Origin of the sequence: Paenibacillus sp. MAHUQ-63 (assembly GCF_028765165.1) — a bacterium.
Classification (GTDB): domain Bacteria; phylum Bacillota; class Bacilli; order Paenibacillales; family NBRC-103111; genus Paenibacillus_E.
In genome coordinates this window covers 329,057-350,714 of the sequence record NZ_JARADB010000004.1, presented here as the reverse complement: position 1 = coordinate 350,714, position 21,658 = coordinate 329,057, and the positions used below count along the sequence as shown (strand labels likewise).

Here is a 21,658-nt window from a genome sequence, read left to right as displayed (position 1 = left end):
CCGGCCTAGATGAAAAGCAAAAAAGAGACAGATTGATCTGACTCTTTATCCGAAAATTATGCGAATGTGACCTCGCAAGTCACGCGGCCTTAAGTTTGCGCCGGGACTTGCGAAGTTAGTGTAGCTTTGCGGGACAAATTGATTCTTCCTTGCTGATCGATCTCCGTCACTTTGACCGTGATTTGGTCACCGACATTTACGACATCCTCCACTTTCGCTACGCGCTCTGTGGATATTTGCGAGATATGCACGAGACCTTCTTTGCCTGGCAAAATTTCGACGAAAGCGCCGAATTTCTCCACGCGTTTGACCGTACCGAGGTATGTCTCTCCAACAACGACTTCACGCACGATGCCCTCAATGATGGAGCGCGCTTTCTCGTTCATCGCTTGGTTGGAAGAAGCGATAAATACGCGGCCGTCCTGCTCGATATCAATTTTCACGCCGGTTTCTTCAATAATTTTATTGATGATTTTACCGCCTGCCCCGATCACGTCACGGATTTTGTCCGGATTGATGTTCATGGTCAAAATCTTAGGCGCATATTCGGACAGCTGTTTCTTCGGCTCTGCAATGCGGTCCACCATTTTGCCCAGGATGTGCATCCGGCCTTCTTTGGCTTGCTGCAGCGATTGCTGCAAGATGCTGCGGTCGATACCGTCAATTTTGATATCCATTTGAAGGGCAGTGATACCTGCGGAAGTACCTGCAACTTTAAAGTCCATATCGCCGAGGTGATCTTCCATCCCCTGAATATCGGACAGAATGGAGAAATGGTCACCGTCTTTGATCAGACCCATCGCAATACCCGCTACCGGTGCTTTGATCGGAACGCCTGCATCCATAAGCGCTAGTGTGCTTGCGCAAATACTTGCTTGGGAAGTAGACCCGTTGGATTCCAGAACTTCAGAAACAAGTCGGATCGTATATGGGAAATCCGTTTCGTTAGGAATAATAGGCTCAAGCGCTCGCTCTCCCAACGCACCATGTCCGATTTCACGGCGGCCCGGCGGACGAAGCGGTCTTGCTTCCCCGACGGAGAACGGCGGGAAATTATAGTGATGCATGAAACGTTTGGTTTCTGTAAGATCGAGGCCGTCCAGAATTTGAACATCCCCTAGTGCGCCTAGCGTACATACGCTTAATGCTTGCGTTTGACCGCGTGTGAACAAACCGGAGCCGTGTGTGCGCGGCAGCAAGTCGATGTCGCAATCGATCGGACGGATTTCATCCAATTTACGGCCATCTGGTCTTACTTTATCGTGCGTGATCAAGCGGCGAACTTCTTCCTTGACGATGTCATAAAGCGTTTCTTTCACGTCTGCGAGCAGCTCCGGAGTTTCCGCATAAAGCGCCGTAAAGTGTTCAACGGCTTCTGCGTTCACAACATCGATCGCTTCTTGACGAGCATGCTTCTCCGAAATTTTGATCGCATCGACAAGTCTGGCCTGTGCGAAATCACGCGTAGCCTTGCTCACCTCAGCATCAACGGTATGAAGCTTCACTTCCATTTTCGGTTTGCCGGCAATTTCGACCAATTGCTCGATAACCGCTACGATTTTGCGGATTTCGTCATGACCGTACATGATGGCTTCCAGTACAACGTCTTCCGATACTTCATTGGCGCCGGCTTCAACCATCATGATGGCATCCTTCGTACCGGCAACCGTTAAGTGCAGGTCGCTCTTCTCGGCAGTCTCGCCTGTCGGATTGATCACGAATTGTCCGTCAACGCGGCCAACGATCACGCCGCCAACCGGTCCGTTGAATGGAACGTCCGAGATCGCAAGTGCAGCGGAAGTTCCAATCATCGCCGCGATTTCCGGCGGGCATTCCTGATCCACGCTCATCACCATGGAAACGATCTGTACGTCATTACGGAAGCCTTCCGGGAATAACGGACGAATCGGACGGTCCGTTAGACGGCTGGCCAGAATCGCTTTCTCGCTCGGACGACCCTCACGTTTAATGAAACCGCCCGGGATCTTACCCACAGAGTACAGTCTCTCTTCATAATTCACGGTTAACGGGAAGAAATCCAGGTCTTTCGGACCGCTGGATGCCGTTACTGTGCTTAGTACAACCGTATCGCCATAACGAACGGTTACAGCCGCATTGGCTTGTTTGGCCAGTCTGCCCGTTTCAAGAATGAACGGTTTACCGCCAAGTTCCATTTGTACCCTTTTCTCCATAACATCCTCCTAAGGAATTGACTTGCTTCACTATGTGTTTGTGTTTGGGTTAATTACGCAGAATCAAACACCTTGACTTCAGACTCCTCTATGTATTCCCTGTATGCCCTATGCTTGGAGTCATCCTCTATTTCTGCGCACTGTCTAGTATTTCCTTCTTTTTCCCTTTTAAAAATACAAGAAAAAGCAACCTCGTTGCTGCACGCTGCGCAAGCTTTATCAAGCCCAGCGAAGGAGCAACAGGTTGCTTCTCATTGTCGATTTTATCGACGCAAACCAAGCTTTTCGATCAAAGCGCTGTAACGGTTCACATCTTTGTTCTTCACATAGGCTAGCAACTTACGACGTTGACCAACCATTTTGAGCAAACCACGACGGGAGTGGTGATCTTTCTTGTGCGTACGAAGGTGGTTCGTAAGGTTTACGATGTTCTCCGTAAGGATAGCAACTTGTACCTCTGGTGAACCTGTGTCGGTATCATGTACCTTGTGTGTTTGGATCAGTTGTGTTTTGCGCTCTTGCGTCAATGCCATGATTGTTCATCTCCTAAATTCTATTGTATCCCCACTAGCCTAGAAATCGCCGATGAGAGCGTCTATCCAAGCTAAGGTTCATGCCGAAGGGAGTCCCTTGGGCAACGTTATTCAGTATATCATAGTCGCCATGCAGAAGTAAATGTTTGTTTCTGCTCGTACGACGCTACTCATAATTGCGGGCTGCTTCTGCATCCAGCTTTATCTGCGTGACCAGCTCATCAATCGAGGAGAACTTCCGCTCCGGACGCAGGAAAGCGATCAGTTCCACTTTCAGGCGCTCGCCGTAAATTTGCTGGGAGAAGTCAAACAAATGAGCTTCGAAAGAAGGCTTGAGCTCACCTGTAGCAAAGGTCGGTTTCACGCCGATATTCATTACACCTTTATAGGTTTCCCCATTCAGGATTGCTTTAATCGCATACACGCCATTTCTGGGAATAACATACGATTCATCTAAAGCCAGATTGGCCGTTGGAAATCCCAGCTGTCTTCCCCGCTTCTCGCCGTCAACCACCTTCCCGCTGATGCTGTAAGGACGCCCAAGCAGTCTTGTTACGGTGTCAATGTCCCCTTGCTGCAGCGATTCACGAATCAGAGTTGAGCTAACTTTTTCGCCGTCCATTTGAAAAGGTCTCACCACTTCTACTGAAAATTTCCCATGACTCAGCTCACATAGCGAATCCGGATTGCCCTTGCCTTGGTAGCCGAATGTAAAATCAAACCCGCAGATCACACTGTTCACACCAAGCCGATCCAACACTTGATCCACGAATTGCTCAGGGGATAGCCGCATTAGCGAAGCATCGAATGTGACGACATACGTGTGACTGACACCCAGCGAGGCGAACTTCTCCATCTTCGCTTGCATTGGCGTCAAGAGATCTAAGTATTTATCCTGCCCCATGACCGCTCGGGGATGAGGATGAAAGGTCATGATGGCCGATGGCAGGCCAAGCTTCTTAGCCGTGCTAAGCGCTCGTCCGATCACTTCCTGGTGCCCCAGATGGACACCGTCAAAGTCGCCGATCGCTACAACCTGCTCGCCTGCAAATACAGACGCAGCATCAAAATCGATGGGATATGATATCGGTATTATTTGCATATAAGTTCATTTCACCTATCCATTTCAGCCTGTCCCGGACATTTCGTCTAATGAAACACTTTCGAAGGGATCAGGATTTGGCCAGCGCTTCTCCATTCGAACAAGCCAAGAAAACGTTGATCGGGCGAATAAGCGCGCACTAGCACTTGAGAATCCTTCGCACTTTCTACGCGCTGCGCAGGCAAGGCAATTCGCTTCCCTTGCTGAACATGTACGGCTTCCTGAGCGGACAGCTCCACGGCAGGAATGTGCGAAATCGCCTGATCCATCGGAATCAGATGATTCTGCAAATCGCCTTGCTTCTTCAGCTCGGCAATTTGCTCGAAGGTTAAGCATTGCTCCTTGCGGATACTGCCGGTTGAAGTGCGGATCAAACTTTTCATAACGGCTGGGTACCCCAGCGCTTTGCCGATATCCACACATAACGTTCGGATATAGGTCCCTTTGGAGCACAGCACGCGGAAATGAATTTCCGGTCGCTCGGCTGTGAGGTCCATTCGAACAATATCCAAACGATGGATCGTCACGCGGCGGGATTTGCGCTCGACTTCCTTGCCCTCGCGAGCAAGCTCATAAAGCCGCTTCCCATCGACTTTCACGGCGGAAAACATAGGAGGCGTCTGGTCGATGTCACCGACGAAACGATGCAAAATGTCTCGGACTTGCGATTCTTCCAAATGAACGTGAGGCACTTCCGCTGTAACTGTACCGGTCATATCCTCCGTATCGGTGGAGAGTCCGACCAGCAGCTTCGCCTCATACTCTTTGGGCAGCTCTTGCATGTATTCGACCATACGGGTGGCCCGGCCAATGCAAAGCGGTAAAACCCCGGTAACCTGGGGATCCAACGTGCCGGTATGACCGATCCGTTTGATGCCGAGTATGCCTCTGGCTTTGGCCACTACATCGTGAGATGTGAAGCCCTCGGGCTTCCATACAGGCAGAATACCTTCCAATGATTGTTGCGTCATTTCAGCTTGCTCCCTACTTCCTGCACCATTCTCTCTACCGCTTGTTCCAGAGTCCCGTGGATCGTGCACCCGGATGCCCGCACATGGCCGCCGCCGCCCAGCGATTGAGCGACCGCCGCAACATCGACAAGACCGGATGAGCGGAGACTGACCTTGATCACGCCGGCTGCCTTCTCTTTAAACAGCATCCCCACTTCAACCCCCTCCACATTCCGGGGATAGTTGACGAGCCCGTCCAAGTCCTCGCTGGAAGCACCCGTGGCCTCCAGATCGGCAAGCGATACGGCAAGCCATGCTAACTTCCGGTCATGTGCGAACGATAGCGTGGATAGTGCTTTCTGCAGCAGGACGATTTGTGAATATGTGACTCTTTCCAACACTTGCTCCGCGATAACGGATCCCTCTACACCCAGATCGAGCAAAGATGCTCCCATCTGCATCACTTCCGGCGATGTATTGGAATATCGGAAGCCGCCTGTATCTGTCAAAAGCCCTGTATAGATGCAATCTCCAAACACCAGGTCGGGCTTCAAGTTCATATGTATAGCCAAATCGTACAAAATCTGAACGGTTGCGGCAGCATCATGCTTAATGAGATGGCACGTTCCGAAATTATCGTTCGTCGGGTGATGATCTATATTGAGCAAATCGGCTCCTTCATCAAAAAGAGTGCTGACCCTACCTATTCTGGAGAAATCAGCACAATCAACACTTATGATGGTCCGGTATTGCCTTTCCGGCACGTTCCGGCTGTAGTCGAGAACACGATCGCTTCCAGATAAATAGGAAAATTTCGAAGGCATGGCACCTTCATTGATCATCGTATAGGATTTCCCAAGCTGATCCAGAAGCCAGCCCGTCGCGTATGTAGAACTGGCGGCATCTCCATCCGGCTGGATGTGAGATACCACCAAGAAATCATCATGCTGCTCGATAAACTTAGCCGCTGCTTCCAGCTGCTGGCTGTATTCGTTGGCATGGATCATTCTATCGTTCATACGCTTGGATTTCCTTCCTGATTGAGCTTATGCAGCAAATTCTCGATGTGACTGCCGTAATCGATCGACGCATCGAATCTGAATTGCAGCTCCGGAATTTTACGCAACCGAATTCGTTTCCCAAGTTCGGAACGAATGTATCCGGATCCGGCAGAAAGAGCCTTCAAAGTAGCCTCTTTCTGTTCATCCGTACCCATGACGCTTAGAAACACGCGAGCCATGGACAAATCATTCGTTACGTCGACACCCGTTACGGTCAGGAACCCGATACGCGGATCTTTTAGCTCCGATTGCACGATTTGGCTTAATTCTTTCTTAATTTGCTCGCCTACGCGGCCTACGCGAACCCTAGCCATTTGTTATCACCTCTCAACGGACTCCATGATGAAGGCTTCAATAATGTCGCCCTCTTTAATATCATGATAACGCTCCAGAGATATACCACATTCGTAACCTTGGGCCACTTCTTTTTGGTCATCTTTGAATCGTTTCAAGGAATCGATTTTGCCTTCATGGACAACAATACCGCTGCGGATCAAGCGTGTTTGCGCATTACGAGCAATTTTGCCCGATGTGACCATACAACCGGCAATCGTTCCTGAACCCGTAATTTTGAATACGTTCCGGACTTCGGCTTGGCCAAGCAGCACTTCTTTGAAGATTGGATCCAGCATACCTTTCATGGCCTGCTCGATTTCTTCAATGACGTTGTAGATGATGTTGTGCAGACGAATGTCGACTTTCTCTTGATCAGCCGTAGATTTCGCAGCCGGTTCTGGACGTACGTTGAATCCGATAATAATCGCGTTGGATGCGGAAGCCAGAATGATATCGGACTCCGTAATCGCACCTACACCGTTATGCAGGATTTTGACGCGAACGCCTTCCACTTCGATCTTCTCGAGGGAGCTCTTCAATGCTTCTACAGAGCCTTGAACGTCCCCTTTGATGATGACGTTCAGATCTTTGATTTCGCCGTCTTTGATGTGCTTGAAGAGGTCATCCAATGTAACGCGCGAATTCGCCGTCATCTCGGATTGACGCAATGCAATTGCGCGGCGCTCAGCGATGTCTCTAGCTTTACGCTCATCTTCGTACACCAAGAATGGATCTCCAGCTTGAGGAACGTCGGTCAGACCCGTAATCTCAACCGGTGTTGAAGGACCCGCTTCTTTCAAGCGTTTGCCTTTGTCGTTGACCATCGCTCTGATCCGACCGAAGTGAACACCCGCTACGAAGCTGTCTCCAACCTTCAAAGTACCGTGCTGAATCAGAACGCGAGCCACCGGACCTCTGCCTTTGTCCAGCTCGGCTTCGATGACAGTACCTCTTGCACGCTTGTTCGGGTTAGCTTTGTATTCTTGAACTTCCGCTACGAGCAAGATCATCTCTAAGAGATTCTCAAGTCCGATGCGCTGCTTCGCGGAAATTTCGCAGAAAATCGTATCGCCGCCCCACTCCTCCGGAACCAATTCATAAGCGGTAAGAGCTTGTTTGATTTGGTCTGGATTTGCGCCTTCTTTATCGATTTTGTTCACTGCGACGATGATCGGAACACCTGCCGCTTTGGCATGGGAGATCGCCTCTACCGTTTGTGGCATAACGCCGTCATCGGCTGCAACGACAATAATTGTAATATCCGTTACTTGTGCACCGCGGGCACGCATGGTTGTGAACGCTTCGTGACCCGGTGTATCCAGGAACGTGATTTTCTTCTGGTTAACTTCAACTTGGTACGCCCCGATGTGCTGCGTAATACCGCCCGCTTCACCTTCGGTTACGCTAGTTTTACGAATGGCATCGAGCAACGTCGTTTTACCGTGATCGACGTGACCCATGATCGTAACAACAGGCGGACGCTCAAGCAGATCTGCCGCATCGTCGATCTCTTCGAAAGTCTCGAAGTTATCTTCTTCGACTTTGATTTTAATTTCAACCTCAACGCCGAACTCGGTTGCGATCAATTGGATCGTATCCAGATCAAGCTCTTGGTTAATGGTTGCCATTGTTCCCAGGAACAGCAGCTTTTTGATAACCTCGGAAGCATCTTTGTGGAGCAATTTCGCCGTTTCACCGACGGTCATGCTGCCGCGGACGATGATTTTCTTAGGTGTGTTATCGATTTTCTCTTTCTTGACCGTTTCCTGTTGGTATCTGCCTCTGTTGTTGCCGCGTTGATTGCCTCTGTTACCTGGTCCGCGATTTCCCCCGGAGCGGTTATCGTCGAAGCGCTTTGGCGTCGGCTTCGATTTCTTCGTTGTGATTACGCCAGCCTTCGCTGCCGCATCATCCAACTCGGCCGCTGAAGCTCCAACGTGGAACTGCGGCTTCGCTTCTTGAATGACCGGTCTTCCACTTTGGTTATTGCGGTTGTCATACGGTTTGTTAGGACGGCCTGGACCTGTATTGCGGTTGCCGCTCGGCCCTTGCGAACGGTTGCCGCTCAGGTTAGATCCGCCGGCAGCCGGTGCGCCTGCGCCCGGATTCGGACGGGATGCAGCGAAATTGTTGTTGCTGCGAGGAGCGCCGCCTTGGCCTTGACCGCCTGGACGTTGATTGTTGTAACCGCCGGAAGATCCGCCTGGACGGCTGTCATTCGAGCGGAAAGGAGGTCTGTCGCCGGAACGCTGGCCGCCTTGACCTTGACCTTGACCGCCTGGACGTCCGCCGCCAGAATTGGAGCCTTGATAGCCGGAGCGCTGGCCGCCCTGGCCTTGGCCGCTTGGACGTCCGCTGCCGGAGTTGGAGCCTTGATAGCCGGAACGTTGTCCGCCTTGGCCTTGACCGCCGGAACGTCCGCCGCCTTGATAAGAGCCTTGACCCTGACCGCCGGAACGACCGTCACGTTGTGGCTGGGAAGAACGATTCGTATTCGGCGATGTTGAATTCGATTGAGCCGGTGCAGCTGCACCATTATTCGTTTGGTTGGCTAATTGTTCTGAGGAAGCAACAGGCTTGGAAGCCCCCGTTGCTGCACCTTTATTCTCTTGTGCTGGAGCCTGCGTTGCAGGATTCTGATTCGTCGTCGATGAATTCACATTTCCTCCGTCCGTAGCTGCTCGTTTGGCAGCCGCATTTGCTTTTATATCACGGAAAAATTTTTCAACGGAACTAACCGCGTCATTTTCCATTACACTCATATGATTGTTAACTGGGATATTCAAACGTTTAAGAATAGTTATAATCTCTTTACTGCTCATATTAAGCTGTTTGGCGTATTCGTATACGCGCGTTTTGTCTTTATTATCTTGTTGTTTATTGGTCAATATGTTCCACCTCCGCAGGATTTTCTTGACTTTTCTGCAGCATCTGTGCGAAGCCTCCGTCCAATACACCTATGGTGACACGCATCTCTTTTCCAATGCTGCGGCCCAATTCATATTTCGATCCAATTTCCATGAGTGAAACCCCATAGAACTGGCATTTGTCCTGAAATTTCTTACGTGTATTAGCCGAAGCGTCCTTCGCCATAATGACAAGTTTGGCTTCTCCCGAACGAATGGCTTTGAAAACTCCTTCATCGCCGGTAACAAGCTTCCCCGCCCGCATCGCCAGACCTAATTGGGATGAAAATTTAGGATTCATCATCGGATTCCTCCTCTTTGGAAGAGAGGAACTCATCTTCGACGCGAATGAAATCTTGCTCCAATTGGTCATAAATATCGGCGCTAACGGCATGCTTAAGTGCTCGATCCAAGGCTTTGCTTTTCTTTGCCAATTTAAAACAAGAAACTTTCCCGCATAAGTAGGCACCGCGCCCGGATTTCTTCCCCTTAAGATCAATGAGAATGTCATCCTCAGGCGTTTTGACGACGCGGATCAACTCCCTCTTCGGCATCATTTCCTGGCAGGCCACGCATTTTCTCAGAGGGACTTTTCTCTGCTTCATTCCGATCACCCCTTGCTTTCAAACAAAAACTTAATCGATGGAGACTGAATCTTGATGCATTTCTTCTGTATAAGTTTTCACTCGGCCAAATTCTTGCTCCGCTTGTGTTTCACTCTTAATGTCAATTTTCCAGCCGGTCAACTTGGCTGCCAGGCGGGCATTCTGCCCTTTGATCCCGATCGCCAGAGAAAGCTGGTAGTCCGGCACGATGACGCGCGCCATTTTCTCATTTTCATGAATTTGGACTTCAAGCACTTTGGAAGGACTAAGCGCATTCGCCACATATTCCTCAACGCTTTCCATCCAACGAACGATGTCGATTTTCTCGCCGCGAAGCTCGGTTACGATCGTTTGGACGCGAAGCCCTTTAGGTCCTACGCAGGAGCCTACAGGATCGACTTCCGGATTGCGGGAATGAACCGCGATCTTGGAGCGGAATCCCGCTTCACGGGCAACCGAACGAATCTCCACCACACCGTCGAAAATTTCCGGAACTTCCAGCTCGAACAGACGTTTAAGAAGACCAGGGTGCGTTCTGGACAAAATGATTTGCGGCCCTTTGGTCGTGTTCTCCACCTTCGTAATATACGCTTTGATGCGGTCGCCCTGCTTGAACTTATCGGTCGGCATCAACTCTGTCAAAGGCAGCACTGCCTCAACCTTGCCCAAGTCCACATAAATATTACGCTGATCTTGACGCTGAAGAATCCCCGTAACGATATCTTCTTCTTTGTCGATAAAAGCGTTGTAAATCAAACCGCGCTCCGCTTCGCGAATGCGCTGCGTCACGACTTGTTTCGCCGTTTGAGCGGCAATTCGTCCGAAATCGCGAGGCGTAACTTCAATTTCAACGATATCATCCAATTGGTAATTCGGATTGATCTCACGCGATGCGTGCAGCGAGATTTCCAATCTTGGGTCAAGCACTTCCTCAGTTACGGTTTTGCGGGCAAATACCTTAATGAGGCCAGTATGACGATTGATATCTACGCGCACATTCTGTGCGGTGTTGAAATTGCGTTTATAGCTTGAGATCATCGCTGCCTCAATTGCATCAATCAGTAACTCCTTTGAGATACCCTTTTCGCGTTCAATCTCGGACAGCGCTTCGATAAAATCCGTGTTCATTTGAACTGAGTCCCCCCTTTCAATAAATACCGGTCACTAAAAGACGATAGCGAGACGAGCGCTTGCTACCTTAGTGAACGGAATCGTTACTTTCTTCTTGCCAATTTCAATTACCAGATCTTGTTCGTCAAATGAGAGCAATAATCCTTCAAATTCCTTGGCACCTTCGATTTGCTCATAGGTCGTTACAAAGACGTGGGAATTTACAGCCTTATAGTAATCTTGAACTTTCTTAAGCGGACGCTCTGCGCCAGGTGAAGATACTTCCAAGAAATAAGCATCAGGGATCGGATCTTTCTGATCCAATTGAGTACTCAGAAACTCACTGATGCGGCCGCAATCATCTATATCAATTCCGCCTTCTTTGTCCGCATACACGCGAAGGAACCAATTGCTGCCCTCTTTGACATACTCGACATCCACGAGTTCAAATCCATTTTGTTCCATGTAGTCTTTCAGCATGTCCTCTATGACGGATTTGATATGCGCTTGTGTAACCACAGATACATGTACCTCCTAAAATTTGACTTTCCCCTTATTTCATACCGAAAAGTCCTATATCAAAATGTAAAGAGTGGGTTTCCCCACTCTTTGATCACAAGCTGATATCCTCATTATTGCCAAGAAAAATTATACCATAACCAATCTTTGCATTACAATAGCAAGTTGTAAATGTTTTTCACTTGACAGCTAAGATTATACCAATGGAAAAGCTGGTCATTTTAGAAGAGAGACAGTTGATTGGATTCCGGTAATCCGCGGAAGCACCCCATCGATGTCAAAAGCTCGATGACCGTTTTGGATGCTTTGGACCGGTTCTGGAAGTCCTCGATCGAAAGGAAATCGCCATCATCCTTGGCGGCAGCGATATTCTTCGCTGCGTTCTCGCCGATCCCCGACATCGCCGCAAATGGCGGTATCAAGGAATTGCCGTCGATCGTGAATCGCGTCGCATCCGAACGATAAATATCGATCGGCTTGAAGCTGAACCCTCGCGAAGTCATCTCCAGCGACATCTCCAGAATGGAGACCATCGCCTTCTCTTTCGGAGTAGCTTGGAAGCCTTTCTCTTCGATCTCGATCAGACGCTTGAGTATGGCGTCGTAACCTTGGCACAACAGGTCCAAATCGAAGTCCGCCGCACGAACGCTGAAATAAGTCGCATAATAGGCAATCGGGTGATACACCTTGAAATAAGCGGTACGTACTGCTGAAATAACATATGCGGCAGCATGCGCTTTGGGGAACATGTACTCGATTCGCTCACAGGACTCGATATACCACGCAGGCACGTTGCAGCGTTTCATCTCTTCCTTCCACTCGTCGGTCAAACCTTTCCCTTTCCGTACGCTTTCCGTAATTTTGAACGCGAGACCCGCATCCATGCCGGCTTTATAAATTAAGTACAACATAATATCGTCACGGCATCCGATAACGGTTTTAATATTACAGATGCCCTTCTTGATCAGCTCTTGGGCATTGCCGAGCCAAACGCCTGTTCCGTGTGACAATCCGGAGATCTGCAATAAATCCGCAAAGGAGCTCGGCTGCGTTTCTTGCAGCATCTGCCGAACGAACTTCGTTCCCATCTCCGGCACGCCGTAGGTGGCAACCGGGGAACGAATCTGGTCCGGCGTGACGCCAAGGGCGTCCGTTGAATTAAAAATGCTCATCGCTTTGGGATCGTTCATCGGAATGGTCGTCGGATCGATACCCGTCAAGTCCTGAAGCATCCGCATCATCGTCGGATCGTCGTGCCCGAGAATATCCAGCTTGAGCAGGTTGGCGTCGAAGGCGTGATAATCGAAATGCGTCGTTTTCCATTCCGAATTCTTATCGTCCGCCGGGTATTGAACAGGGGTAATATCATCTACTTCCATGTAATCAGGGACGACTACGATTCCCCCAGGATGCTGACCCGTGCTCCGCTTAACGCCTGTGCAGCCTGCCGCTAACCTGTTCAGCTCGGCACCACGCCACTTATGGCCATACTCTTCTTCGTATTTCTTAACGAAGCCGAAAGCCGTTTTCTCGGCGACGGTTCCGATCGTTCCCGCACGGAATACGCATTTCTCACCGAAAATTTCTTTCGTATAATTATGGGCAACAGGCTGGTATTCACCGGAAAAGTTCAAGTCGATATCGGGAACTTTGTCCCCTTTGAAGCCAAGAAACGTTTCGAACGGAATGTCATGGCCGTCGCCTTTGAGACTTCCGCCGCAATTCGGGCAATCCTTGTTCGGCAAATCGAAGCCGCTGGGCACGCTGCCGTCCAAGAACCATTCGCTGTGCTGACAGGAATAGCAAATGTAGTGAGGCGGCAGCGGATTCACCTCGGAGATGCCGAGCATCATCGCAACGACCGATGAACCAACCGATCCCCTCGAGCCTACAAGATAGCCGTCGGCATTGGATTTCTTCACCAGTCGCTCGGAAATCAAATAGTTGGCGGAGAACCCGTATTTAATAATCGGCACAAGCTCCTTCTCCAACCGGGCAACGATGACCTCAGGCAGTTCATCCCCATAAATATTTTTGGCTGTCGTATAACAAGTATTCCGGATTTCTTCGTCAGCTCCATCGATGATCGGCGTGAACAGCTTGTCCGGGAACAGCTCGATCACTTCGAAGCGGTCTGCCAGCTCATTCGTATTGCGAACGACGACTTCGAGCGCTTTCTCTTCGCCCAGGAACTTAAACTCCTCCAGCATCTCTTTGGTCGTACGGAAATGAGCGTCCGGCTTCTTCATCGATTTGAGCGGGCTGAAGCCGGTAATCCCGTGAATCGTTATGTCCCGGCACATTTTCTCGCGCGGGTGCAGATAATGCACGTTCCCTGTGGCGATGACCGGCTTGCCCGTCTTGTAGCCGATCTCGCAGACGCGTCTAACGGCATTGCGCAAATCTTCTTCGCTGCCGACAAGCTCCTTATCGACCAGGTGCATATTATAGCTGACCGGTTGAATTTCCAGAATGTCGTAGAACTCTGCGACTTGTTCGGCTTCCTCGATGGATTTGTTCAGAACCGCTTCGAAGAATTCACCTTTCTCACAGCCGGAAGTAATAAGCAGACCTTCCCTCAGTTCAACAAGCACGCTCTTCGGAATCGTCGCCGACTTTTGCAGATAAGTAGTATGGGATAAGGATATAAGTTTGAATAAGTTCTTTTTGCCTACGGCATTCAACGCATACACACAGCAGTGGAACGGCCGCTGATTCGACAAATCTTTGCCGACGTAGTCGTTCAGCTTGGCCAGACTCGTAATTTGTCGATCGTACGCCTCGTTAATTAAATGATATAGTACAAATCCTAAGGCAATGGAATCGTCGATCGCGCGGTGATGGTTGTCCAAGCTTACTTTAAATTTGTCTGACAGCGTGTTAAGACGATGATTTTTCATAGCCGGGAATAAGAATCTCGCCAGTTCGAGCGTATCCAACACCGGATTCGTTACTTCGGGCAATCCCATTCGCTTCAAATTCGCTTGGAGGAAGCCCATATCGAAACGGGCGTTATGGGCAACGAGCACGGCATCGCCGACGAACTCCACGAACTTCGGAAGCTCCTCCTCGATGTCAGGTGCACCGACAACCATATCGTCCGTAATATTCGTCAATTGCTGAATGTTATAAGGAATCTTCTCATGCGGGTTAATGAACGTTGCGAACCGGTCGATTTCTTTGCCGTCCTGCATTTTCACGCCTGCAAGCTCGATGATGCGGTTGTTCGTAACGGACAACCCCGTCGTCTCCACGTCGAAGATGACATAGGTCGCCTCTTTCATCTCGATATTGACCGCATTCATGACGATCGGCACGGAGTCGTTCACCACATTCGCTTCAACGCCGTAAATCACTTTGATGCCATGCTTCTTCGCGGCCTTGCCGGCGTCCGGGAAGCATTGAATATTGCTGTGATCCGTGATCGCAATCGCTTTGTGACCCCATTTGGCCGCCATCTTCACGTATTGGTCAACAGGCGTTAACGCATCCATCGTACTCATCGTTGTGTGCAGATGAAACTCCACGCGTTTCTCTTCCGCATCGTCCATCCGGTCCTTAGGCGCCATGACTTCAGTCAAATCGTTCGGAATCATGACGAGCTCGGGAATTTGCATGAAGCGGTCATATTCCACCTTGCCTCTGGCTCTAATCCAGGTACCGTTCTGCAGCAGGCTCATGATCTTCACGTCGTCCTTCGTTTTGGCAAACACCTTCATCGCCATCGAATCCGTGAAATCCGTCAGATTGAAGGTAAAGAGCGTATTGCCGTTGCGGAGCTCCTTGACTTCCAAGCCGAAGACCGTACCTTGCACCGTGATTTTCTTCTCTTCCTCTTGAATATCTTTGAGCGGCGTCGGCACTTCCTTAATTTCATAGCCCATCACCAGCTTCAAATCGTCCGGCAGCGAGGATTCTTCCTCTTCCATGTCGATCGACATCATGATTTCTTGCGTGATCGTCTTCTCGCTCTGCTCCCGCTGTTTGGCGAACTTCTCATATTCCGTTTCGATATCGGCGGAATCGCTGATGGCATATTTCACATTTAATTCCGTTTGGAAATAGTTGTTAAAAAAGTCTTTGATATAAGTGTCGACATTTTTCTTCTTCGCCAGTTCCAGGCCGATCGCATCCAGCATAATCAAGGAAAGCGTTGGACCCGATACCTCAAATCTTGCTTTGGCCATCCAGCCGTTAATGGAAGGAACCTCGCGCTGCAGCCATTCCATGAATAAGGTCCAATACTCCTCCACGAGTGCGGCAGGTTCCGCCCCTTCGAACTTCCAAATAAACCGAATTTTCGCAATTTGCGCGAACTTCTCTTGAATCATTTTGCAGAAAGAGCGGTAAATGTTCTGAGGCACCAATTCATTTTTCACCAAATAAAACGTCCAGTCGCGGTTCTTCCGACTGATTTCTACTTGATCGATATAACCTTCCGCAAAAAATGAGCGCATCATATCGGCTGGAATCTCGGCTTGCTGCATCAAAAGCTCAAACCGATTCCGTTTATCAGCCAAATTACTCATGAACAGCCTCCCCAAAAAAATACGAAGGGCAATGGAAAACTTGCCTCCATGTGCCCTTAGGATTGTAATTAATAGCTCCGGCCAAAAACAACCGTATGCTTGGCAGCGTCGCCGCAAACCAGACATGTCGACTTCGTTTCTGTTGGTTCGAACGGAATATTACGGCTTGTTGCCCCCGTCTCTTGCTTCACTTGCTCCTCGCAAGCGTTCGATCCGCACCATCCGGCAAGTGCAAAGCCGCGTTTGGTTTCCAGGAATGTTTTGAACTCATCAATGGAATCAACGGCGATGTAATGCTCGTCGCGGAACTGCTTCGCTTTATCATACATCTGCTGATGAATCTCAGCAAGTAAATTTTGAACTTCTTCGACAAAGTTCGCTTGTTGCACGATTCTCTTGTCTCCGGTAACACGGGAAACAAGCACAACCTGGCCGTTCTCCATGTCACGAGGCCCCAGCTCAACACGAATCGGTACGCCGCGCATCTCGTATTCGTTGAATTTCCAACCCGGGCTTTGATCGGCACGATCGTCCACTTTGACGCGAACACCGGCTTTCTTCAATTCGGCATAAAGCTCGTCCACGCGAGCGATCACTTGCTCTCTCGTTTTCGGCGGCCCGATCGGAATCATAATGACCTGCGTAGGAGCAACCTTCGGCGGCAGTGCCAGACCGCGGTCATCGCCGTGAACCATGATCAGCGCGCCGATCAGGCGTGTACTTACGCCCCAAGAAGTCGTATGGGCGAATTGATGCTGGTTATCGCGGTCCAGAAATTTGATGTCGAACGCAACTGCGAAGTTGGTCCCCAAATAGTGGGAAGTTCCTGCTTGTACGGCTTTGCCGTCCTTCATCATCGCTTCGATGGAGAACGTGTCGATAGCCCCTGCAAATTTCTCGGAAGGCGTCTTCTGGCCGACGATTACCGGAATGGCCAAGAAATCTTCGGCGAATTCGCGGTACACTTCGAGCATCTGCATCGTTTCACGGCGGGCATCCTGCTCATCTTCGTGAGCCGTATGTCCTTCCTGCCACAGGAATTCCGTCGTGCGAAGGAACGGCAGCGTCCGCTTCTCCCAGCGCACAACGTTCGCCCATTGATTGATCAAGAGCGGCAGATCCCGGTAGGAATTAATCCATTCGGCGTACATGTGACCGATCATCGTCTCGGATGTCGGACGGATCGCCAAGCGCTCCTCCAGCTTCTCGCCGCCAGCCTCGGTAACCCATGGCAGCTCCGGATTGAAGCCCTCTACGTGCTCTTTCTCCTTCTGGAAGAAGCTCTCGGGGATGAACAGCGGGAAGTAAGCGTTGCGGTGGCCGGTATCTTTGAACTTACGATCCAGCTCGCGTTGAATATTCTCCCAGATTTCATAGCCGTCAGGCTTGAACACGATACAGCCGCGGACCGGTGAATAGCTCATGAGATCCGCTTTCTTAATTACATCTATGTACCAGCGGGAGAAATCCTCTCCCTGCGGTGTAATCTCTTTCACAAACTGCTTATCGTTTGACATAAACCCTCCCAGATCTTAGCCCTTAATCAAGCGTAAAATGTCGTTGTACGTGACGGCCACCATAAGCAGCATGAGCAGCGCAAACCCAACGAAATGAACCATGCTTTCGCGGTTCGGATCGATCGGCTTGCCCCGGAGCGCTTCCAATCCCATAAAGAGAAGACGGCTGCCGTCCAATGCCGGTATCGGCAACAAATTGAAAATGCCTAAGTATAAGCTTAACGTCGCGGTCCAAGAGAGAAATACGGTAATTCCCATTTGCGCGAATTGGGCAGATACTTGAGCGGTTCGAATAGGTCCGCCTAAATCATCAAGCTTAAATTGCAGCATGATGAGCTTCTGGAAACTCGTAACGATACCGATCGTCGTTCCTACAACGCTCTCATAGGTACCGCTAATCACTTCGCGGAAGGTAGCGCTTCTGCGGTCGCCGGAAATCACGATCCCCAGCTTGCCGGAGCCATCTTCCATTTCGGGGGTAACCTGTAAAGTTAACGGATTCCCCGAACGGTCAACGACCCACGTCATCGGCTGGCCGGCCGAAGCTTGAATCGTCGTGACCAGCTTCTCGCGATCGGCGCCGATCGGCTGATTGTCGATGGACATCACGATATCGCCTTTTTGAAGGCCTGCCTTCTCGCCTGCTTTGCCGGCAAGGACAGAGTCCAGCTTCACATTCGTGAAGACGCCGGACATGATGACGACGATCAAGAACAGCACAATCGCCAGAACGAAGTTCATCACCGGTCCCATGACGATGGCAAGCGCGCGTTGTCCCACGGTTTTGGATCCGAATTGGCGGTCATAAGGCGCGATTTGCGTCTCGGTCCCCTTCGTGACCATCATCGCTTGAGGGTCAATCGGATAGCTCACTCTTTCGCCATCGACATCGAGTGTGACCTGAAGCGTTCTCTCCATATCGATATGTTCTACCACGCCTTGAATGACGTTGGAGCGTCGATCCAATTGATCGAGAAATAACGAAGACACTTTATTATCCTTGTTCAGTTTGATGGCAACGGTTTGTCCAGGATTCACCTGTACGATTTCGGGGTCTTCTCCGGCCATGCGAACGAACCCGCCGATGGGCAGAATGCGCAGCGTATACCGTGTCTCCCCTTTTTTATATGAGAAAATCTTGGGTCCGAAGCCGATGGCAAATTCTCTAACTAAAATACCTGCCCTTTTGGCAAAGTAAAAATGACCCCATTCATGAATCGTAACAAGAACGAAAAACAACAGAATAACCTTCAATCCCACTTCTATGGCTGACAAGTCGTATTTCCTCCTTCATGGACAGCATGTTCTTAGATTACCATTTTTGAACCGCTGAATACAAGCTAGCCCTTTTATGCACAGTATACGAGCCGGGAGATTGAATTAGACTTACCTGCCGTCAGAGTAAAAAAGAGCCGAGCCAACCTGCTGACTTAAGCTCTTCTCCTTAAAACCGGATGGACTGAGCGAAAGCTCTAGCCCACTGATCCTGCTCATGAATTAATTCGAGTTCAGGATTGGCGAAACTTTCATGCTGCTGCAGCGCGGCTTCGATAACCTGCTCAATTTGCAGAAACGTGATCTCGCCTTTGAGAAAACGGGCGACGGCGACTTCATTAGCGGCGTTATACACCGTCGGTGTCGTTCCGCCCTGTCGGCCGCTCTCGAACGCCATCCGCATGCACGGGTATCGCTCATAATCCATCTCGCGGAAATTCAGCCTGCCGGCTTCAGCCAGATTGAGACGTTTCGTCGGCGTTGGATACCGGTCCGGGAACGTTAATGCGTATTGGATGGGCACACGCATATCGGGGTTGCCCAACTGCGCAATAATACTGTTGTCCATGAATTCTACATAAGAATGAATGACACTTTCCGGATGAATGATGACGTCGATTTGATCGTAGGAAAGATCGAACAACCAATGGGCTTCGATCACTTCCAGTCCTTTGTTCACCATCGTTGCGGAATCGATCGTAATCTTCGCGCCCATCGACCAGTTCGGATGCTGCAGCGCTTGTTCGACCGTAACGCCCTCGAGCTCCTGACGCGTGCGGTCCCGGAACGAACCTCCGGACGCCGTCAGCGTGATTTTCGCGATTTGCGAGCGGTTCTCACCGTTCAAGCATTGGTAAATCGCCGAATGCTCGCTGTCGATCGGAAGCAGATCAACGCCTTTGCTGCGAACGGCGCTTGTCACGATGTGCCCGGCGCTAACAAGTGTTTCTTTATTGGCAAGACCGATATGCTTACCGGCGGCGATTGCTGCCATCGTAGGCTTAAGACCTTGACTGCCAACCAAAGCGGTTACAAGCAAATCAGCGTCTGTGGAAGCCGCGACTTCCAATAAGCCTTGTTCGCCATGCAGCACCGTGGTTTGAGCCGGAACGCAGCTTGCAACCTCGTCCGCCAATTCTTTCGTCGCCACCGAAACTAGCTTCGGCCGAAACTGCTTCACTTGCTCGATCAGCAGCTTCGTATTGTATCCGCCTGAAATGGCTTCAACCTGGAATTTCTCCGTGTTGTGCTGCACGATGTCCAACGTCTGCGTACCGATCGAGCCCGTTGAACCCAGAATGGCAATTTTTTTCATCTCCAAATCACCTCACCTTTCGTGTTATATAGGAAGAATCCCGATCCAATATATAAAAGGAAAGACGATTAGCCAGCTGTCCATGCGGTCGAGAACGCCGCCGTGGCCCGGAAGCAATGTTCCCGTATCTTTAATGCCTTTCACACGTTTATAGGCCGATTGAATCAAATCTCCGACTTGACCGACGACTGCAATGATGAAGCCGAGTGCCAATGCTTTGCCCAAACCGAGCAAGTCCGGTGCATATAGAGCGAAACAGATAGCTGCGATCATGGAAATGATCACGCCGCCTATGGCCCCCTCGATGGACTTCTTCGGGGAGATGGTCGGCCACAGCGGATGCTTGCCCAGCTTCGAACCGACGAAATACGCCCCTGAATCGGACGCCCATATGCATACGAATATAAGGATGGACCAGAACAACCCATGCTCCGCCAGACGCGCCGTAATCATATAATAGAAGCCGAAAGCAATGTAGATGACTCCTAATAAGATGACGGACACCTGATCGATCGTGATTTTATTTTTCGAAGCGACCGTAATGAACAGAAGGACGAACATCGCCAACCAGATCATCGCGGTAGAAGAAACCGGCAGGGAGATGCCAACAAACTCCCACGGTATGGTAAGGTACAATAACGCAATGAGTCCGACAGCGCTTGTTCCTTTGTGCTTCATAAAGTCATTCATCTGCAGATATTCACGGTAACCCAGTATGGACACTAACACGATCAACCCCGCATACCAGTAGCCGCCTAATACCAATAAAGTAATGAAAACAGCTGCAGCAATGACCCCTGTGATAATTCTTTGTTTCAAGTTGAATCCTCCTAAATGACCGACTTCGGTCAGGCGGCGATAGCCCGCCATCTTGCATCGGGAGACAAGCTAATGAACTTAAAGGCCTCCGTATCGTCTCCCGCGGCGTTGGTACTCGGCGATAGCCTGCAAAAATAATGATTCCGTAAACTCCGGCCAGTAAGCCTCCGTAAACCACAGTTCCGAATAAGCTAATTGCCATAGCAGGAAATTGCTGAGCCTCAATTCACCGCTAGTGCGTATCAATAAGTCAGGGTCCGGCAAATCGGATGTAAGCATATACGTGGAGAATCGCGATTCATCCAGTTCCTCCGGCTGCAGCTTGCCGCTTTGGACATCCCGTATCATCTCTTGAACGCCGGCAATCATCTCTTTACGGCCGCCATAATTAAGAGCAAAGTTCAGAATGAGTCCCGTATTGTTTCTAGTCCGTTCGATCGCGCCTTCAATCGCACTAAGCGTGTGTTCCGGCAGCCCTTCTCTCCATCCGGTCATACGAATCCGGACATTGTTCTGGATGAGCTCCTCGATCTCCAACGGAAAAAACTCTTGCGGAAGTTTCATGAGGAAATCGACTTCTTCCTTCGGTCTCTTCCAATTTTCCGTAGAAAAAGCATACATCGTCAACACTTTAACACCGATCTCATTCGCGGCCATCGTAATTTTCTTGACGTTCTTCATGCCGGAATGGTGACCGGCTACGCGAGGCAAGCCTCTTTGCTTGGCCCAGCGTCCGTTCCCGTCCATAATAATGGCGACGTGCGCCGGTACCTTGTCTAATTCTATTTCGGGCCTAGCTGCAGAAACCGGCTGATTGTTCTTTCCAAACCATTGCCTTAATAGCTTGAGCACTGTTGTTCCTCCCAACTAGGGAAAGATGAAAAACCCC

At 50.1% G+C, this 21,658-nt stretch carries 17 protein-coding genes; all 17 read right to left on the bottom strand.

The window, feature by feature from the left end; genetic code table 11:
- Positions 1–89: 89 nt before the first annotated feature.
- Positions 90–2,192, bottom strand: a complete 2,103-nt coding sequence (gene pnp / locus PUT07_RS24885) for a polyribonucleotide nucleotidyltransferase (RefSeq protein WP_274471372.1) — start codon at positions 2,190–2,192, stop codon at positions 90–92.
- Between the two features lie 263 nt (positions 2,193–2,455).
- Positions 2,456–2,725 (bottom strand): 30S ribosomal protein S15, encoded by a 270-nt coding sequence (gene rpsO, locus PUT07_RS24880; protein ID WP_126143204.1) that lies wholly within the window; start codon positions 2,723–2,725, stop codon positions 2,456–2,458.
- Between the two features lie 166 nt (positions 2,726–2,891).
- On the bottom strand, positions 2,892–3,827 hold the full coding sequence (locus PUT07_RS24875; protein ID WP_274471371.1) for a bifunctional riboflavin kinase/FAD synthetase: 936 nt from the start codon (positions 3,825–3,827) through the stop codon (positions 2,892–2,894).
- 47 nt (positions 3,828–3,874) lie between these two features.
- A complete protein-coding gene (gene truB / locus PUT07_RS24870) occupies positions 3,875–4,798 on the bottom strand; it encodes a tRNA pseudouridine(55) synthase TruB (RefSeq protein WP_274471369.1) in 924 nt (307 codons plus the stop codon).
- The gene (locus PUT07_RS24865) at positions 4,795–5,796 is read right to left on the bottom strand and encodes a DHH family phosphoesterase (protein WP_274471367.1); all 1,002 of its coding nucleotides are present in this window, start codon (positions 5,794–5,796) and stop codon (positions 4,795–4,797) included. Before PUT07_RS24865 ends, truB begins: the two co-directional genes overlap by 4 nt.
- On the bottom strand, positions 5,793–6,152 hold the full coding sequence (rbfA, locus tag PUT07_RS24860; protein ID WP_274471366.1) for a 30S ribosome-binding factor RbfA: 360 nt from the start codon (positions 6,150–6,152) through the stop codon (positions 5,793–5,795). Before rbfA ends, PUT07_RS24865 begins: the two co-directional genes overlap by 4 nt.
- Positions 6,153–6,158: 6 nt before the next feature.
- Entirely contained in the window at positions 6,159–8,996 is a 2,838-nt protein-coding gene (gene infB, locus PUT07_RS24855; protein WP_379240632.1) for a translation initiation factor IF-2, read from the bottom strand.
- A 55-nt stretch (positions 8,997–9,051) separates the two neighbouring features.
- On the bottom strand, positions 9,052–9,384 hold the full coding sequence (locus tag PUT07_RS24850) for a L7Ae/L30e/S12e/Gadd45 family ribosomal protein (RefSeq protein ID WP_379240544.1): 333 nt from the start codon (positions 9,382–9,384) through the stop codon (positions 9,052–9,054).
- Positions 9,371–9,685 (bottom strand): RNase P modulator RnpM, encoded by a 315-nt coding sequence (gene rnpM, locus PUT07_RS24845; RefSeq protein WP_274471363.1) that lies wholly within the window; start codon positions 9,683–9,685, stop codon positions 9,371–9,373. Before rnpM ends, PUT07_RS24850 begins: the two co-directional genes overlap by 14 nt.
- 30 nt (positions 9,686–9,715) lie before the next feature.
- A complete protein-coding gene (nusA, locus tag PUT07_RS24840; RefSeq protein WP_274471362.1) occupies positions 9,716–10,813 on the bottom strand; it encodes a transcription termination factor NusA in 1,098 nt (365 codons plus the stop codon).
- Positions 10,814–10,849: 36 nt separating this feature from the next.
- Positions 10,850–11,314: a ribosome maturation factor RimP gene (gene rimP, locus PUT07_RS24835; RefSeq protein ID WP_274471360.1), complete on the bottom strand. Its 465-nt coding sequence runs from the start codon at positions 11,312–11,314 to the stop codon at positions 10,850–10,852.
- A gap of 221 nt (positions 11,315–11,535) precedes the next feature.
- Entirely contained in the window at positions 11,536–15,843 is a 4,308-nt protein-coding gene (locus PUT07_RS24830) for a PolC-type DNA polymerase III (RefSeq protein ID WP_274471359.1), read from the bottom strand.
- 68 nt (positions 15,844–15,911) lie between these two features.
- Positions 15,912–17,360 carry a proline--tRNA ligase gene (gene proS, locus PUT07_RS24825; protein ID WP_274471358.1) on the bottom strand — a complete coding sequence of 483 codons (1,449 nt, stop codon included), beginning with the start codon at positions 17,358–17,360 and terminating at the stop codon, positions 15,912–15,914.
- 15 nt (positions 17,361–17,375) lie between these two features.
- Positions 17,376–18,635 carry an RIP metalloprotease RseP gene (gene rseP / locus PUT07_RS24820; RefSeq protein WP_274471357.1) on the bottom strand — a complete coding sequence of 420 codons (1,260 nt, stop codon included), beginning with the start codon at positions 18,633–18,635 and terminating at the stop codon, positions 17,376–17,378.
- A 169-nt stretch (positions 18,636–18,804) separates the two neighbouring features.
- Entirely contained in the window at positions 18,805–19,950 is a 1,146-nt protein-coding gene (locus tag PUT07_RS24815) for a 1-deoxy-D-xylulose-5-phosphate reductoisomerase (protein ID WP_274471356.1), read from the bottom strand.
- A 24-nt stretch (positions 19,951–19,974) separates the two neighbouring features.
- On the bottom strand, positions 19,975–20,769 hold the full coding sequence (locus PUT07_RS24810; protein ID WP_274471355.1) for a phosphatidate cytidylyltransferase: 795 nt from the start codon (positions 20,767–20,769) through the stop codon (positions 19,975–19,977).
- Between the two features lie 78 nt (positions 20,770–20,847).
- Complete coding sequence (locus PUT07_RS24805) at positions 20,848–21,621, bottom strand: isoprenyl transferase (RefSeq protein ID WP_274471354.1); 774 nt, start codon at positions 21,619–21,621, stop codon at positions 20,848–20,850.
- Positions 21,622–21,658 lie beyond the last annotated feature (37 nt).